The 17147-nt window shown below is 39.6% G+C and carries 14 protein-coding genes; 13 read left to right on the top strand and 1 reads right to left on the bottom strand.

The window, feature by feature from the left end; genetic code table 11:
* Positions 1-77: 77 nt before the first annotated feature.
* Positions 78-512 (bottom strand): terminus macrodomain insulation protein YfbV, encoded by a 435-nt coding sequence (yfbV, locus tag C5N92_RS01200; protein ID WP_111749061.1) that lies wholly within the window; start codon positions 510-512, stop codon positions 78-80.
* A 127-nt stretch (positions 513-639) separates the two neighbouring features.
* Here yfbV and C5N92_RS01205 point away from each other — a divergent pair, with 127 nt between their 5' ends.
* The 13 genes from C5N92_RS01205 (at position 640) to tamB (ending at position 17146) form a co-directional block, all read left to right on the top strand.
* Positions 640-1365, top strand: a complete 726-nt coding sequence (locus tag C5N92_RS01205; protein ID WP_111749062.1) for a hypothetical protein — start codon at positions 640-642, stop codon at positions 1363-1365.
* Between the two features lie 9 nt (positions 1366-1374).
* On the top strand, positions 1375-1941 hold the full coding sequence (locus C5N92_RS01210) for a septation protein A (protein WP_111749063.1): 567 nt from the start codon (positions 1375-1377) through the stop codon (positions 1939-1941).
* The gene (gene yciA / locus C5N92_RS01215) at positions 1922-2371 is read left to right on the top strand and encodes an acyl-CoA thioester hydrolase YciA (RefSeq protein ID WP_111749064.1); all 450 of its coding nucleotides are present in this window, start codon (positions 1922-1924) and stop codon (positions 2369-2371) included. Before C5N92_RS01210 ends, yciA begins: the two co-directional genes overlap by 20 nt.
* An 8-nt stretch (positions 2372-2379) precedes the next feature.
* Entirely contained in the window at positions 2380-2676 is a 297-nt protein-coding gene (locus C5N92_RS01220) for a YciI family protein (protein WP_111749065.1), read from the top strand.
* Positions 2677-2765: 89 nt separating this feature from the next.
* Positions 2766-5618, top strand: coding sequence for a bifunctional [glutamate--ammonia ligase]-adenylyl-L-tyrosine phosphorylase/[glutamate--ammonia-ligase] adenylyltransferase (gene glnE / locus C5N92_RS01225; protein ID WP_111749066.1), 2853 nt, complete (start codon positions 2766-2768; stop codon positions 5616-5618).
* Between the two features lie 28 nt (positions 5619-5646).
* Positions 5647-6033: a hypothetical protein gene (locus C5N92_RS01230; RefSeq protein ID WP_111749067.1), complete on the top strand. Its 387-nt coding sequence runs from the start codon at positions 5647-5649 to the stop codon at positions 6031-6033.
* A 78-nt stretch (positions 6034-6111) separates the two neighbouring features.
* Positions 6112-7074, top strand: a complete 963-nt coding sequence (locus tag C5N92_RS01235) for a MucB/RseB C-terminal domain-containing protein (protein ID WP_111749068.1) — start codon at positions 6112-6114, stop codon at positions 7072-7074.
* Entirely contained in the window at positions 7071-7499 is a 429-nt protein-coding gene (locus C5N92_RS01240) for a SoxR reducing system RseC family protein (RefSeq protein WP_111749069.1), read from the top strand. Before C5N92_RS01235 ends, C5N92_RS01240 begins: the two co-directional genes overlap by 4 nt.
* A gap of 11 nt (positions 7500-7510) precedes the next feature.
* Complete coding sequence (gene fadD / locus C5N92_RS01245) at positions 7511-9223, top strand: long-chain-fatty-acid--CoA ligase FadD (RefSeq protein ID WP_111749070.1); 1713 nt, start codon at positions 7511-7513, stop codon at positions 9221-9223.
* Positions 9224-9384: 161 nt separating this feature from the next.
* The gene (gene envC, locus C5N92_RS01250) at positions 9385-10551 is read left to right on the top strand and encodes a murein hydrolase activator EnvC (RefSeq protein WP_238138456.1); all 1167 of its coding nucleotides are present in this window, start codon (positions 9385-9387) and stop codon (positions 10549-10551) included.
* Positions 10551-11399 carry a divergent polysaccharide deacetylase family protein gene (locus C5N92_RS01255; RefSeq protein ID WP_111749203.1) on the top strand — a complete coding sequence of 283 codons (849 nt, stop codon included), beginning with the start codon at positions 10551-10553 and terminating at the stop codon, positions 11397-11399. The genes envC and C5N92_RS01255 overlap by 1 nt, the downstream gene beginning before the upstream one ends.
* 69 nt (positions 11400-11468) lie before the next feature.
* Positions 11469-13202, top strand: a complete 1734-nt coding sequence (gene tamA / locus C5N92_RS01260) for an autotransporter assembly complex protein TamA (RefSeq protein WP_111749071.1) — start codon at positions 11469-11471, stop codon at positions 13200-13202.
* An 8-nt stretch (positions 13203-13210) separates the two neighbouring features.
* Positions 13211-17146 carry an autotransporter assembly complex protein TamB gene (gene tamB, locus C5N92_RS01265; protein ID WP_111749072.1) on the top strand — a complete coding sequence of 1312 codons (3936 nt, stop codon included), beginning with the start codon at positions 13211-13213 and terminating at the stop codon, positions 17144-17146.
* Position 17147: the final 1 nt, after the last annotated feature.

Consider the following 17147-nt stretch of genomic DNA (forward strand, 5'->3'; position numbering starts at 1 on the left):
TCTTTTATAGCAAAAAATCACTGATTTTTAAAGTAAAATACAAGAGAGTTTCTTGAAAAGCTGATCTGTAACAAAATTTATAGCTCATCAAAATAACTTTGCCCCCATGTTTTTTCAGCCAGTTGCAATAAATTTGCAAAATCTTGATAAGAAGGTACCGCTTGATCGGCAATGTTATGTCTTTCGCTAATGAGTTTTTGGCGCAGTTCTTCATACCATTGTAATAAACTTAACGGCAAGGGCGATTTTGCTCTACGTCCTAGCCAAAACAGTCCTTGAAAAGGAATGCTTAAGGCAAAAAGTGCAGTAATAAGGGCATTGGCGAAGATGGATTGTTCAGGATCATAAAAGAAATATTGCCAAACTAATGCAAAGCACGCAAAAGCAGGCATAAAACGAGAAGCAAATTTTACTAAGCGAATTAAACGGTAATCAGGCATAAATAAGCCTAACTTCTTTTGATTTGGAAACGTATTGAGATAACGTTGTCCTGCTTGTAATGTGTTATACATAATTTGCCCTATCATCAGTCGATTCAATATAATATTCTACTTAACTCCATAAAATCTACAATAGCGAAGTGATACAACAGTTGTTATACTTTGCAACATTTTCATGACATTCATTTAAGGATTTACCATGCCAATTAAATTTTCTAATTTATTGCAAGATAGTTGGAATTTTATGCGTAACCAAGCCAATTTTACGGTAACGGGCGTTGCATTGCTCGTGTTGTTACAGCTTGGAACTTTTTATCTTGTTCCAAGACCTGTTGTCTCTCTATCAAATCAAGATATTGTCGCACTGTTAGCACTACAAATGGCTCCGACGATTGTTTCAGCGTTAGTCAGTGTGTTTATCAATATTCTGCTTATTTTGAACATTAAATCGATCAATAACGGCAACTATCAACACTTTGCGCAAAATGTAGGAGAGACTTTCAAAGTCTTTCTTCCAATTGTCGGCTTAACCATTTTTATGGTGTTACCGATGTCAATTGGTATCTCTTTTGGGGGAACAGTGGGGCAATCTGGTAGTTTAGCGATTATGATTTTACCGTTAATGGCAACAGGTATTTATGTTTTCGTGAAACTTTGCTTAGTGGTTTATGCTTACTTACTAGAAGAGCCAAGAAAATCCTTTATGGAAACCTTAAAATTCACTTGGGGTTTAAGTCGTGGCAGAATGGTTCCACTCTTTTTATTCTGTGTGTTAAGTTATATGTTCCCAAGTTTATTAGGTAGCGTAATTAGCAATATGAGCGGTGAATTAGGCGTGATCGTTTCACAAGTAGTAGGTGCTTTTATTAGCTTGTTTGTCATTATCTTTAGCTTCCGTTTTTATCAAGTGTATCGCCAAGCATAAGGAATATAAATGAAACAGTTACTAGAATTTATTCCGCTGATTCTCTTTTTTATCGTCTATAAAACCTATGGCGTACAAGAAGCGGCGCTTGTCTTGGTTGTCGCAACCGTTATCCAGTTAGTTGTTTTAAAAGTACTTTATAAAAAGATTGAAAAGAACCAATGGATTATGGGCGTAGCAGTTGTGTTCTTTGGTTTGCTCACAGCCTATTTTAATGATTTAGCTTTCTTAAAATGGAAAGTGACGATTGTGAATGCTATTTTTGCTGCAGCACTATTAATTAGCCAATATGCTTTCAAAAAGCCACTGATTCAGATGTTACTGGGCAAAGAATTAAAGTTAGCACAACCTGTTTGGGAAAAATTAAATCTCGGTTGGGCAGGCTTTTTTATTCTTTGTATGATCATCAATATCATCATCAGCGAATTTTTCTCTGATGATGCCTGGGCAAACTTTAAGGTCTTTGGCTTAACAGGTTTAAGCCTTGCTGCTGTTGTCGCAACAGGGATTTATCTCTATCCACATTTAAAACAATTAGAACAAAACGAGGAAAAATATGGAAACGAATCAAAATAAACGAGAGCCAGAAGGATCACTGATTTTACGTACCCTTGCTATGCCATCAGACACTAACGCCAATGGCGATATTTTCGGCGGTTGGATTATGTCACAAATGGACATGGGAGGTGCAATTCTAGCCAAAGAGTTAGTCAAAGGCAGAGTAGTAACCGTCTCAGTAGATAAAATGTCTTTTTTATTGCCTGTTTCTGTAGGCGATGTCGTTTGTTGTTATGGTAAATGTACCAAAGTTGGTAGGACATCATTACAAATTAAAGTCGAAGTGTGGATTAAAAAAGTCTATGAGGGTATGCGTGATCGCCACTGTGTGACCGAAGCGGAATTTACTTTCGTTGCGGTAGATAACAATGGTAGACCACGAGTCATTCCACGGGATGATAATCCAGAACTCGATCAAGCACTAGCGTTACTTCAAACTCAATCCTAGGAGAAATTATGTACTACGTTATTTTCGCTCAAGATATCCCAAATACCCTTGAAAAACGTTTAGCGGTGCGTGAAAAACACCTTGAACGTTTAAAACAACTTCAAGCGGAAGATCGTCTTTTAACCGCAGGTCCAAACCCTGCGATTGATGATGAAAACCCGGGCGAAGCTGGTTTTACAGGCTCAACGGTAATTGCGAAATTCGATTCTTTAGAAGCCGCAAAACAGTGGGCAAGCCAAGATCCTTATGTTGAAGCAGGGGTTTATGGCGATGTGATTATCAAGCCGTTTAAGAAAGTGTTTTAAGTGGTTATACCGTGGGTTACGCTCACGGTTAAGCATAGTAGCATCCCTTTGGGATGCTTTTCTTTACACAACTCCAAATAACTTATCCTATGTTAAAACATCTTTTCGCCCAATCCCAAACTAAACTCAATGAGTTGCTTTCTCTCCATGCTATCCCTTTGCAAAATTCTGCGCAGATCCAACCGCTTGTCACGGCAATGGCGATGTCTGAATTTGTGGTTCAGCAGTTACAAAAACAGCCTGAATTGTTAAAGGCGTGGTTGGAAAAAAGCCCGACGATAGACGACTGCGATTACTATGCCGAGCGGATACAAGCGGTCATTTCCGAGATAAAAAATGAAGATGAACTACATCGTGAATTACGCCGTTTTCGCCATCGTGAAATGGTAATGTTGAGTTTTGTGCAATCAAACCGTTTAGGCACGACGCAACAGGTATTTGAGCGCTTGTCCGATCTGGCGGAATCTTTGATTTTAGGGGCAAGAGATTGGCTGTTTGACAAACTGTGTGAAGAGTATGGCACGCCAATGAATGAATTGGGAGAAAAGCAAGAGTTACTCATTTTAGGTATGGGTAAATTGGGTGGGCGAGAGCTGAATTTTTCTTCAGATATTGACCTGATTTTTACCTATCCTGATATTGGCGAAACCGTTGGCGGTAGAAAGCCGTTAGAAAATAGCAAATTTTTTACTCGCTTAGGGCAACGCTTAATTCGGGCTTTAGATGAAATTACCTTAGATGGCTTTGTGTATCGTACCGATATGCGCCTTCGTCCTTTTGGTGATAGCGGAGCCTTGGTTTTGAGCTTTGCAGCAATGGAAGACTATTACCAAGAACAAGGGCGAGATTGGGAGCGTTATGCGATGATCAAAGCGAAAATTTTAGGTGAAGATCTCAATAACATTAACCATAAATATCTCAAACAGCTTTTACGTCCTTTTGTTTATCGTCGTTATTTAGATTTTAGTGCGATTCAATCGTTGCGTGAAATGAAGTCTAAAATCAGCCGAGAAGTGATTCGCCGTGGCTTGACCGACAATATTAAACTCGGCGCAGGCGGGATTCGAGAAGTGGAATTTATCGTTCAAACCTTTCAAATGATGCGAGGCGGGCGAGATAAAATTCTGCAACAACGTAGTCTATTAGCTGTCTTGCCACAACTGGCGCAACTGAATTTATTAAGTGAAGCACAGGTCGCTCAACTTAAGGAAGCCTATCTTTTTTTACGCCATACCGAAAATGTGTTACAAGCAATTAACGATCAGCAGACACAAACTTTGCCAACAGATGAAGATGATCGCTTACGCCTTGCCTTTGCCAATCAGCAAGCTGACTGGGAAGCGTTTTTAGCAACATTAGCTTTTCACCAACAAAATATCAGATCGGTATTTAATGAATTAATCGGCGAAGAAGATTCGCCAGATGAAAATGAAGATGAAACACTCTCTGCATGGAAAGATTTGATGCAACCACAAATCACCTTGGCTGATTTAGAGAGTGTATTGAAAGATTATGCCGTGCGAGTAGAAGATCATGCGGACATTCACCAAGTTCTAAATAACTATTTTGAAGATTGGGGAAAACGTTCGATTGGTCTACGCGGGCGAGAAGTGCTACGTAAACTAATGCCGAAGGTACTTGATGGGATTTTCCGTCAGACAGACTATTTAGTCTTATTACCACGTCTGCTTAATATTATTGATAAGATCACCACAAGAACCACTTACCTTGAATTGCTGTATGAGAAAGAGCAAATTTTGCCACAGTTATTCACCTTATGCGCTCAGTCGATTATGGTGGCAGAACAGATTGCTCGCCATCCAATGTTGCTTGATGAATTGATTGCCCAGCAAAGTTTAAGCACAGTGATTGCCCTTGAAGATTATCCAAGAGCCTTACAAGAATATTTGTTACGCATTCCTGAAGAAGATGAAGAGACGTTAATTGATGCTTTACGACAATTTAAGCAGAGTCAGTTGCTACGCATTGCATCGGCAGATATTTTGGGTGTATTGCCCGTGATGAAAATTAGCGATCATCTAACTTATTTAGCGGAAGCGATCATTGGTGCGGTAGTGAATATCGCTTGGCGACAAGTGTCCCAACGTTTTGGCACACCTGAACATTTAACCGATGGCGAAAAAGATTTCGTGGTCATTGGTTATGGCAAATTAGGCGGGATCGAATTGGGCTATAATTCAGATTTAGATTTGGTCTTTTTGCATAATGCGCCTGAGCAGAGCGAAACCGTTGGCGGTAAAAAATCCATTTCAAGCCATCAGTTTTATCTCAAGCTGGCACAAAAAATTAACGGTATTTTTAACCTAAACACCAGCGCAGGCGTACTTTATGAAGTCGATATGCGCTTACGTCCGTCGGGCGAAGCGGGGTTATTGGTCAGTACCTTTAATGCTTATGATGACTACCAAAAAAATGAAGCATGGACTTGGGAGTCGCAAGCGTTGGTGCGAACTCGAGCAGTGTATGGCACATTGCCACTACGAGAAAAGTTTGAAAAAATTCGCCGAGAGACTTTAAGCCAAGCCCGTACAAGCGGTCAGTTGCGAGAAGAAATTTGCAATATGCGTGAAAAAATGTATCAGCATTTAAGTAAAAATTCAGCGAATCAATTTCATCTCAAAACAGATAAGGGTGGCATTACCGATATTGAATTTATTGCGCAATATTTGGTCTTAAATTACGCTCATGACTATCCACAAATGGCGGTTTGGTCAGATAATGTACGCATTTTTGAGAGTGCCATTGAGTGTGGTATTCTTAGTCAAACGCAAGGTGAACAGCTCAAAACGTGCTACACCACATTACGCAATCAGATTCACCATTTGAATTTATTAAACAAAGAGAGTGTTGTCGATGGCAGTTTGTTTACCCAAGAGCGAGCTTTTGTGAACCAAATGTGGACAATGCTGTTTAATCAATAAGTTATTCCTTGATGGAAAAGGACATTTTATGAAACTGTTAAAATCAACTATCGCTTTATCTTTAACACTTTTATTAGCTTCTTGTGCAATCACGCCTGAACAAAAAGCAGAACGTGAAGCAAAACGTGTTCGAGCAGAACAAGCTTTACAAGTAAAATTAGCTAAACAATGCGATCTTGAAACGGCAGAATTAATTCACGAACAATTTAATCCTCCGCTAAGCCGTACGCCAAAAGAGCAAGCCGATTTTGAAAAACGTTATGCGGAGAAAGTGAATAATCCTGTCTTCCAAGCCTGTTATAAATTGGCATTAGAAAACTATAAAGCGCAAGAAGAACTTGAATATATGCGTATGCATTATGACGATATGCGTTTTGGCTTTGGTTTCGGTCGTTTTTGCTACGCTTGTTGGTAAGTTAACGCATTGATAGTATCGGAGATTTTGTAAAAATTTGTTACAATCCGACCGCTTGTCATATTAAAGTAGGTATAAATGAAAAAGTTTTCTCGTTTGATTGTGTTATTCAGCTTGTTTTGGGCATTGCCTGTTTGGGCAGAGCTAAGTTCTCCCCTTGATTATTTAAAAGCAATGACGAATGCACATAAAACCCGCAATTATGAACAGCTGTATATCTTACAGTCTGGGGAAAATGTACTCTCTTTTCGTTATCGCCATGCCTACCATGATAATAAAGAATATGCGCAGCTACTGCATTTAGATGAAACTCGAGAAGAGATGATTTTACGAGATAATACCGTCGGTTATTTTGGCGATTATCAGCCATTTAGCTTACAGGCTTCTCGTATCTTAGATAATTTACCGAGTGTGATTCATACCAATTTTGAGCAGTTGTCAGGTTATAGTTTTGTGGATGCAGGTAAATCGCGGGTTGCCGATCATGTGGCTCGAGTGATTCGTGTTGTGCCAAGAGATGATTTCCGCTATCAATATATTTTATGGATAGATGAAGATAGTCATTTATTACTTCAAAGCCAGTTACTTGACCGTGACCAAAACGTGTTAGAGTTATTTAGAGCTATTCAATCCGTGGAAGATGAACAGCTACTCTATATTGTTGAACCTATTAGAACCTTAATACTTCCAACCTTAATTCAAGCGAAAGATGAAGAGCATCAGTCGTTAGATTGGAATGCAAAATGGGTTCCAGCTGGTTTTAAACCGCTTTCTGTCGGTCGTCAACGTTTATCAGAAGTTCTGCTTGATGAGCAAGTTGAGAGCCAACTATATAGCGATGGGTTATTCTCCTTTACGGTTTATGTTTTGCAAAATAAAGGGGTTATATTTGATGGTCAGTTTTGGCGTGAAGGGAAAACGGGGATTTATAGTCAAACCGTTGGAGAGCGTGATGTTGTTATTGTCGGTGAAATTCCTGCTGCTTCAGCTCGACATATTGTCCAGCAAATTCAATTAGATGCGAAGGTAGAAAACAAATGATGGTTGAACAAGCCACAGTGATTGGCTATCAAAATGGTATCGCAAAGATACAATGCCAAGCAAAGTCAGGTTGCGGTGGTTGTAGTGCGAATTACAGTTGTGGAACAAAGGCTCTCTCTGCATTGGCAGGTGAAAAATTTGCACCACAATTTGAGCTGTCTGTCGATGTGCCATTAAATATCGGTGATCGCATTGAAATTGGGATGGCAGAGCAGAGTTTGTTATTAAGTGTGTTTTGGTTATATGTGATTCCTTTACTCGTAGTCATTGTTTCTACTTTAGTGTTATCACAGTGGATTCACAATGAATTATGGGTTGCATTAGGTATTTTGCTTTCAATAGTAATCACATTTTTTTGGGTAAAGAAAAAAATTGCTCAAAAAGCACAGGCTCAATTTATCCCTGTGTTTTTACGTAAAATTTAAAGGAGATATAAATGGAAAAAATTTGGTTTGAGAATTATCCGCCAAATGCAGAAAGAACCTTAGATATCGAGCCATATAGTTCATTGGTGGAAATGTTTGAAAAGGCGGTTCAACGCCACCCTGATATTCCAGCCTATATCAATATGGGGCAAATTCTTACCTTTCGTAAATTAGAAGAGCGTAGTCGATCTTTTGCGGCTTATTTGCAAAATGAATTACGCTTGGAAAAAGGTGATCGTATCGCATTAATGATGCCAAATTTATTGCAATATCCTATCGCTTTATTTGGTGCACTTCGTGCAGGTTTAGTCGTGGTGAATGTCAATCCACTTTATACGCCAAGGGAGTTAGAACATCAACTGAATGATAGTGGGGCAAAAGCGATTGTGGTGGTATCCAATTTTGCGGCAACCCTTGAAAAAGTGGTCTTTAATACGGATGTTAAACACGTGATTTTAACCCGTATGGGCGATCAGCTCTCTTTTGGTAAACGTACCTTAGTGAATTTCGTGGTGAAATACATTAAGAAATTAGTACCAAAATATAAACTACCTAATGCAGTCAGTTTCCGAGAAGCACTAAGTATTGGTAAACAGCGCCAATATGTTAAGCCAACTATTTCGCAAGATGATTTAGCCTTTTTGCAATACACAGGCGGTACAACTGGCGTGGCAAAAGGCGCAATGTTAAGCCACCGAAATATTGTGGCGAATATTGTTCAAGCAAAATGGGTGGCTTATCCATTGACAAGCCAAGCGAAAGAGCCGATCGCCGTTATTGCATTACCGCTTTATCATGTTTTTGCACTCACAGTAAACTGTTTACTCTTTATTGAATTAGGCGTAACAGCCTTGCTTATTACCAATCCACGGGATATTCCAGGATTCGTTAAAGAATTGAAAAAATATCCTGTAATGGCAATTACAGGGGTAAATACTTTATTCAATGCATTATTGAATAATTCTCAGCTTAAAGAAGTGGATTTTTCTAATTTGAAACTGTCTGTTGGTGGTGGTGCGGCGATTCAGCGAGCTGTCGCAGAGCGTTGGCATAAAACTACGGGATGCCATATTATTGAAGGTTACGGCATGACAGAATGTTCTCCGTTAATCGCTGCAACACGTAATGATTCCGTAGAATATTCAGGTTCTATTGGTGTGCCTGTTCCAAATACGGATATTCGTATTGTAGATGATGCGGGTAATGATTTACCAATGGGAGAGCGTGGCGAACTTTGGGTTAAAGGTCCGCAGGTGATGCAAGGCTATTGGCAACGCCCCGAAGACAGTGCAGAAGTGTTAAAAGATGGTTGGATGGCAACAGGTGATATTGTAGAAATGGGACAAGATCTTAATTTACGCATTGTTGACCGTAAAAAAGATATGATCATCGTGTCAGGATTTAATGTCTACCCGAATGAAATTGAAGATGTCGTTGCGTTACATCCAAAAGTGAATGAAGTGGTTGTGGTTGGGATCCCAAGTGAGATTTCAGGCGAAAGCATTAAAGTGTTTGTCACGAAAAAAGATGAAAGCCTTACCCGTGAAGAGCTACGAAACCATTGTCGCCAGCATCTGACAGGCTACAAAATTCCAAGAGATATTGAGTTTAGGGATGAATTACCGAAAAGTAATATCGGTAAAATTTTACGCCGTGTTTTAAGAGATGAAGAAATGGCTCGTGTTAAAGAGCAAATGAAGCATACACCGAAAGTAGAAGATTAATTTCTCTTTTAAACAAAGAAAGGCTGTTGATATGATCAACAGCCTTTTATTTTGGAAAAACATGGTTATTTATGTCATTACAGATTAAAATACAAAGTTTATAAATAACTTACTGATTTGGATAAGGAACTTTCGTGAAAGCTATTAAACAATTTGCTCTTATTGTGGCATGTTATGGCACGACTACGTTTATTGCTGACGTAGTGGCTAATGATTTATCCCAAATTCAGCAAAAAATTCAGCAACAGCAGACAAAGATTAATGAACAGAAGAAAAAACGGGATTCATTACAATCGACCCTTAAAAATCAAGAAATTGAAATGGGAAAAGTGCTGAATAATTTAAAACAGACAGAAATGACCTTGGCGGAAACACGTCAAGCGATTAAGCGCACAGAGCAAGAGATCAAGCGGTTAGAAAAGCAAGAAAAAGAGCAAAAAGAGAAATTAAAAGAACAACTTGATTCGGCTTATCGTTCGGGGATTCATCCTTCAGTATTAGAACGTTTACTTTCAGAAGATGCAAAAAATGCCGATCGAATGAGTGCTTATTACGAGCATATTAATCAGGTACGTATTGATGCCATTTATGAATTACGTCGTACTCAAGAAGAATTAAAAGCCCGCCGAGATGAGTTACAAGGGCAGCAAAAAGGACAACAGACCCAATTATCTGAACAGAAAAAACAGGAAAAAGATCTTCAGAAAGTGAAAAATGAGCGTGAAAGTACCATTCGCTCTATTGATAAAACCCTTGAACAAGATCAAAGCCGTTTAGATGCATTAAAAACGAATGAAAATGCCTTACGCAGCCAGTTAAATAAAGCAACGGATGAAGCGGCTCAGCAAGAGAAGCAAGAAATTGCAAAATTAGAACAAAAAACCAATACCCAAGAGAAACGTAAAGCAACAGAGCAAGAAAAACAACAGGTACGTGCAGGACGGGGGTTAGGTTCGGGCAAATATAGCATGCCGGTATCAGGAAAAATTGTGAATCGCTTTGGTTCTACACAAATGGGTGAGTTGAAATGGAATGGCATTGTGATTCAAGCGGGCGCTGGAACACCAGTGAAAGCGATTGCGGCGGGGCGTGTCATTTTAGCCGATTGGCTACAAGGCTATGGGCAAGTGGTGGTGATTGATCACGGTAATGGTGATATGTCGTTATATGGATATAATCAATCTGTGTCGGTGAAAAAGGGGACGCGAGTACAAGGTGGGCAAACCATTGCGAGTGTGGGTAATTCAGGGGGGCAAAGCCGCTCTGCACTTTATTTTGAAATTCGCCGTAAAGGTGTGGCAGTTAATCCATTGAAATGGGTGCAGTAATGATGAACAAATGGCGTAACAAGCGGTCTATTCCTTGGATTATTTTGCAAATATTATGGTTGATTTCACCGCTTGCAGAAGCAGGGAAATTGGCGATAGTGATTGATGATATTGGCTATCGAGCAAAAGAAGATAGTGCGATTTATGCTTTGCCTAAAGAAGTCACGGTGGCGATTATTCCTGTCGCGCCTTATGCAACGGCGAGAGCGAATAAGGCTTTTGAGCAAAAACGGGATATTTTGATCCATCTACCGATGGAGCCACAGGTGCGTCAATCTATTGAAGCTGGCGCTTTAATGGTTGGAATGAATGCATCTCAAATTGCCAATTTAATTAAAAATGCCCAAATGCAAGTACCGAATGCCATTGGTTTAAATAACCATATGGGAAGCAAAGCGACGACAGATAAAACCACGATGCAATATTTGATGCAGTCCCTTGCTCAACAGAATTTGTCCTTTTTAGATAGTAAAACGGCAGGGAATAGCGTTGCCTATAAAACGGCAAAGGAGTATGGCATTAAGGCGTTAGAACGCCATCTCTTTTTAGATGATAGCGATGAATTCAGCGATGTACAAAAACAATTTAATGCTGCGATACAGTATGCCAGAAAGCATGGTGTGGCAATCATCATTGGGCATCCACGAAAAAATAGTGTGGCAGTGCTTGAGAAAGGATTAGAAAATTTACCGAGCGATATTGAGTTGGTTAGTTTAAGTCATTTGTGGAAAGGTGATGATGTTGAGCCAGCCAAGCCATTTATTATGTTGTTCAATATAGAACCCGCATTAACGTCTAAAGCACCTTATCAAGTGGTGCCTTTATTACGTGGTATTCCAAAAGATTAATTGCGGTTTAGTACCTAGTACGCCATAGCGTACTAGGCATATAAGAATATTGCTTAAAAGAGTTAAACAATGAAAACAAAATTATCTTATCTCTCTCTCTGTTTATTTGCTACGGTTGCCTATGCAGAGCAAACGGTTGAATTAAAAGTAGAAGGCATTAAAGAGTCTTCTCTTGAAGAAAATGTGCGTATTTACCTTTCTCAATTAAGCAGTGATGATGCAGATGGCTCAGAACGTTATCAATATCTTGTCAAAGAAACCGTTGATAAAGCGTTAAGAGCGAAAGGCTATTACAATAGCCAATATCATTTCCAGTTAACTCCAAGAAAAGCGCCTGCCAAAGATTTATTAACCTTGTCTGTGGTTTTAGATCATCCTGTCAAATTAGATGAACGAGATGTACAAATCACAGGGCAGGCAGCGGATGATGATGACATTAAAAAGTTGCTCGCAAAAGAGCTACCGCCAAAAGAGACAGTGCTTAATCATGAAACCTACGATAATTTCAAAAGTAGCATTGAAAAAATTGCGCAAGCGAAAGGGTATTTTGATGGAGAATGGCTCTACCATCGTTTAGAAGTTTACCCGAAAGAACATGTTGCTGATTGGCGCTTAGGTTATAGCAGTGGCGAACGTTATCGTTATGGCAAGATTGGTTTTACAGGAAGCCAAATTCGAGAAGATTATCTTGAAAATATCTTGAGAATTAAGCAAGGGGATTATTATTACATTAATGATCTTTCTAAGTTATCTAGTGATTTCTCATCAAGTAATTGGTTTTCGTCTGTACTTGTTGAGCCAGAGATGCATGAAGAGAGTAAAACCGTTGATCTTAATGTGTTAGTTATGCCTAAAAAGAAAAATGATGTGGAAATTGGTATTGGCTATGCAACAGATGTTGGTCCCCGTTTACAGTTAAACTGGATAAAACCATGGATTAACAGCCGTGGGCATAGTTTAGAAATGAACAGCTATTTTTCTCAGCCTGAGCAGAGTATTGAGTTAGGCTATAAAATACCTGTAAAAGCACATCCATTAAATTATTACTATCAAGTCTCAGGTGGTATCGAACGAGAAGATCTTAATGATATCAAATTTACCGGTGCACATTTTGGTTTCCAACGTTTTTGGAACCATGAAACAGGTTGGGCATTCTCGTTAGGATTGAAATCTCGTTATGATGCCTTTGAGCAAGGTGATGATAAGTTTAAAACTTTCTTATTTTACCCAACGGCATCTTTGAACCGCAGTCGTACTGATGGAAAGCGTTTTCCACTATGGGGAGATTCACAGAAAATTACGATCAACTGGGGAACTAAAGCGCTTCTCTCTGATGTAAATTTTTATAGTATTAAAGCATCAACGGCTTGGGTAAGAACCTATTTTGACAACCATCGTTTTGTTGCACGAGCTGAAGTCGGCTACCTTAAAGCCAATGAATTTGATCTTATTCCGCCTGCATTGCGTTATTTTGCAGGGGGAGATATGAGTGTACGTGGTTTTGGTTATAAAGATATTTCGCCACAAGATGAAGATGGAATACTTGTTGGTGGTTCACATTTAGCCACAGGTAGTTTGGAGTATCAATATCAAGTCTATCCTAATTGGTGGGGTGCTATCTTTTATGATGTAGGGCTTGCATCTACTCGTTTCAGTAGTAAAGACCTTCATTCTGGCGCAGGAATCGGTGTGCGTTGGGCATCGCCAATTGGGGCAATTAAGTTTGATTTAGCCGTACCAGTAAAATCACCTAATAATAAAAGCGGTGTGCAATTTTACATTGGTTTAGGTACTGAACTGTAAGTAGGTTCATGATGGAAACAGAACAAGAACAAATTCAAGAACAGCAAGCGACACAAACTTCGCAATCTTCATTACCGAAAAAATCGGCATGGCGTTGGTTATGGCGTGGATTATTTGTGCTACTTTTCGTTTTGCTTGCTCCAGTCCTTTTTCTTGCCACAAGTGTTGGGCAACGAACAGCATTAGAACTCGCCGATAAATTGATCGATCAATTAACGATAGGACAAGTTACAGGGAGTTTGCAAGATGGTTTAACCTTAACGGATACCCGCTATCAAATGGATGGCGTTGATGTGAATGTAGGGCAAGCAGATCTTCATTTAGGCTTTGCTTGTTTGCTAGATCGAGCTGTTTGTGTGGAAAACATTGCCGTGAAAGATACTACTGTGATGGTGGACACTAGCAAGCTTCCCCCTTCTACAGAAGAGAAAGAACAAACGCAAGGTGAGTTTAACCTCCCTCTTTCCGTCAGTCTTAAACAGCTCTCCTTAGATAATATTAAGGTCAGTGTAGATGAGATGGATATTGCCTTAACGCATTTTCATTCTGGCATCAGCGGTAAAGAAAAAGATCTCAATTTATCTCCAACGCTATTGCAAGGATTAACACTCTCTTTAGCACCACAAGCGGTCACTTCCGATGAAAAAAATGCAAAAAAGAGCGAAGAAAAAGCGCAGCCTGTTGATTGGAATGCCCTTAAGCAGACCTTATCCAAACCGCTGTTAACGAAGCTAGATCAGATTAAACTGCCTGTAAATATCGATATTTCTGAGTTTAAGGCAGAACAGATCAACATTACTCAGAAAGTCAAAAATAGTGAAGGGGAATGGCTTGAGCCTAAATCTTTTATTAATGTCTCCACACTCTCTTTACAAGCAAAATCCGATGCATCATCGGTTGATTTACAACAGCTTGATTTAGAGAGTGATAAAGGCTCTTTACATGGCGTAGGGAAATTAACACTTTCTGACAATTATCCGTTAGATTGGCAAGTAAGTGCGAAATCAGCAGCGCTAGCTGAATTTGATATTCCAGAAAGTGAAGTCAAGGCGACGTTATCTGGCGCACTGTTTGATAACACAACACTCAATATTGAAACAGCAGGTGCAGTAAAAGCACAGATTCAAGGCGATGTTCAGTTAGCCAAAGAAAAAACGCCGTTCCAATTGACCTTAAAAAGTGATCAGGCTCGCTATCCGTTTGTCGATAAAAAAGGCGTAGATCCCCTTGTTTTAGAAAAGGTAAACCTTGCTTTAACAGGTGATTTACTCAATTATCAATTAGAGACTTCCTTGTCAGCTAAAGGAATGCAACTGCCTGAAAGTAAACTTCATTTAAAAGGAAAAGGCGAGCTGACGCAGTTTGATGTGCAAGATTTATCACTTAATGCTCTTCAAGGTAAGGCGAATTTAACGGGTAAAGTAGATTGGTCTAATGGGGTTGAGTGGCAATCGGCATTAGCTTTAGATGGCATTAATACAAAATCACTCTTACCTGAATGGAGCGCATTGCTTTCAGGTAAATTGAATACATCGGGTTTTGCGGGGCGTGGAAAGCAGGCAGATGAATGGTCTGTTAATGTGTCTGAAATGGATTTGCACGGAAATTTATTGCAGAGAAATTTAGCATTAAAAGGCGCATTAACGGCAGATTCGAAAACCTTGTTAAATGTATCAGACACGACCTTAATTTATGGTGAAAACCGTATTGAAATGAAAGGTATTATTGGCGATAAGTCGAATTTTAACGCCGATATAAAAGCACCTAATTTACAAGGCTTAGTGCCAAATTTAAAGGCAAGCATTCAAGGTAAAGTGGGCTTACAAGGTAAAGTCACCGAGCCTAGTTTAGATATTGATTTAACTGCAAACAATGTCTCTTACGATCAACTTAAACTACAGCATTTAACTGCAAAAGGTAAAGTGTCGAGCGAAAAGCAGATCCAAGGCGATCTTGCGTTAGATTTACGTCAATTAAATTATGGTGATGTGCGTATTGATAACGCCAATCTTATTGCTTCTGGCAGTGAAGCAAATCATACGTTGAAATTGACATCAAAAGGTGAGCCTGTGGCAGCGAATTTACAGCTGGCGGGCAAGTTTGACCGTACTCAACAAGCGTGGCAAGGGCAATTAAGCCAAGTAACCGTCGATTCCCCAGTGGGTGAATGGAAAAATGATAAAAATGTGCAAGTGACTTATCAAAATAAATTGATTAAGGCAGATATCTCCGCACATTGTTGGCGTAATCCAAAGGTGACTATCTGTTTACCACAAAACTTTAGTGCAGGAAAAGAAGGGAAAGTCCCTTTTGAAATTAAGCAATTTGATTTAGCGATGGTTCAAGAATATTTAGATCCAAATAGCCAAATCACAGGCTTGATCAATGCGAAAGGCGATGCGGCTTGGTTTAGCAACAAAGCACCGCAAGTCAATGTGGTTTTGGATAGTAATCGTTTGACCTTTACGCAAAAAATGGAAGGCAAAACTTTCCCGATTACCCTAACACCTGTCAAAGTAACCGCGAATATGGCGGATAATAATTTGAAGCTCAATACCAATATCAGCATTGAAAATAATGGTCGATTGACGAGTGATTTAGTGATGAAAGATATTGCTAAACAGCGTCAGTTGTCGGGAAACATCAATATCGAACGGCTAAATTTAGCACTCATCAAACCGCTATTAAGTGCGGGGGAGCGGGTCAATGGTGATATTAATGCTCGCCTAACTTTAGGTGGTACAGCACTCTCACCATTATTATATGGGAATCTGAATTTGGCAGGGTTGACAGTTCGTTCGAATGCGATGCCATTTGATGTGACAGGGGGAAATCTGGCGTTAAACTTTAACGGAGCAAGTTCAACCTTAAAAGGTAATGTGCAAACAACGGAAAGTAACTTACTCCTTGAAGGTGATGCGAATTGGCAAAAATTAGATGCATGGCATACACGAGTTAAAGCACAGGCAAACCGTTTCCGAGTCAATATACCTAATATGGCAAAAGTGGATGTGAGTCCAAATATTGAAGTCAAAGCAACGCCAAAAGAGCTTATTTTAGGTGGAAACATTGATATTCCATGGGCAAGAATTGCGGTGGAAGAGTTGCCAGAGAGTGCGGTAGCGGTGAGTGGTGATGAAGTGATTATGGACGGATCTGCAAAAAATAAGACAAATCGTACCGCTTTACTGAATAAGAATTTACCGCAAAATGGCGCAGGTATGGCGATTAAAGCCGATGTCTCAATCAATATTGGTGATGATGTCAAATTAGACGCTTACGGACTCAAAACCGATTTAGTCGGTACAGTGAAAGTTAAACAGGGCAGTAAAGGGCTTGGCTTATATGGGCAAGTGAATCTGAAAAATGGGACTTTTGCTTCTTTTGGTCAAGACTTATTGATTCGTAAAGGGCTTATCTCTTTCACGGGATCGCCATCACAGCCAACGTTAGATATCGAAGCGATTCGTAATCCTGAAGCGATGGAAGACAGTAGCGTGACTGCGGGGGTAAAAGTGACGGGGATTGCGGATGCCCCTGAAGTGAAAGTCTTCTCGAATCCATCAATGTCGCAAGATCAGGCGCTTTCCTATATTTTAACAGGACGAGGGCTTGAAAATAGTGGTGATGCAGGATCGAGCAATTCCATTGCTGCAGCTTTAATTGGTATGAGCTTATCAAAAAGCAGTAAAACTGTTGGTGCGGTGGGTAGTGCTTTTGGTATCAGTGATTTGAATGTCAGCACCGCAGGGATTGGCGATAATACAAAAGTGGTCGTCAGCGGCAGTTTAACCCCTAAATTTAAAGTGAAGTATGGCGTAGGTATTTTTGCACCATTAACGGAATTAACATTACGTTATCGTTTAGCACCAAGCTTATATTTACAATGGGTTTCAAGTGTTAATCAAGCGGTTGATTTAATGTATCGTTTTGAATTTGATTAAA

Origin of the sequence: Glaesserella australis (assembly GCF_003260095.1) — a bacterium.
GTDB classification, from domain to species: Bacteria; Pseudomonadota; Gammaproteobacteria; order Enterobacterales; family Pasteurellaceae; genus Glaesserella; species Glaesserella australis.

Excerpts from the sequence above, each read along its gene's own strand:
- yfbV (WP_111749061.1), bottom strand. The coding sequence starts at position 512 with ATGTATAACACATTACAAGCAGGACAACGTTATCTCAATACGTTTCCA.
- C5N92_RS01205 (WP_111749062.1), top strand. The coding sequence starts at position 640 with ATGCCAATTAAATTTTCTAATTTATTGCAAGATAGTTGGAATTTTATG.
- C5N92_RS01210 (WP_111749063.1), top strand. The coding sequence starts at position 1,375 with ATGAAACAGTTACTAGAATTTATTCCGCTGATTCTCTTTTTTATCGTC.
- yciA (WP_111749064.1), top strand. The coding sequence starts at position 1,922 with ATGGAAACGAATCAAAATAAACGAGAGCCAGAAGGATCACTGATTTTA.
- C5N92_RS01220 (WP_111749065.1), top strand. The coding sequence starts at position 2,380 with ATGTACTACGTTATTTTCGCTCAAGATATCCCAAATACCCTTGAAAAA.
- glnE (WP_111749066.1), top strand. The coding sequence starts at position 2,766 with ATGTTAAAACATCTTTTCGCCCAATCCCAAACTAAACTCAATGAGTTG.
- C5N92_RS01230 (WP_111749067.1), top strand. The coding sequence starts at position 5,647 with ATGAAACTGTTAAAATCAACTATCGCTTTATCTTTAACACTTTTATTA.
- C5N92_RS01235 (WP_111749068.1), top strand. The coding sequence starts at position 6,112 with ATGAAAAAGTTTTCTCGTTTGATTGTGTTATTCAGCTTGTTTTGGGCA.
- C5N92_RS01240 (WP_111749069.1), top strand. The coding sequence starts at position 7,071 with ATGATGGTTGAACAAGCCACAGTGATTGGCTATCAAAATGGTATCGCA.
- fadD (WP_111749070.1), top strand. The coding sequence starts at position 7,511 with ATGGAAAAAATTTGGTTTGAGAATTATCCGCCAAATGCAGAAAGAACC.
- C5N92_RS01255 (WP_111749203.1), top strand. The coding sequence starts at position 10,551 with ATGATGAACAAATGGCGTAACAAGCGGTCTATTCCTTGGATTATTTTG.
- tamA (WP_111749071.1), top strand. The coding sequence starts at position 11,469 with ATGAAAACAAAATTATCTTATCTCTCTCTCTGTTTATTTGCTACGGTT.
- tamB (WP_111749072.1), top strand. The coding sequence starts at position 13,211 with ATGATGGAAACAGAACAAGAACAAATTCAAGAACAGCAAGCGACACAA.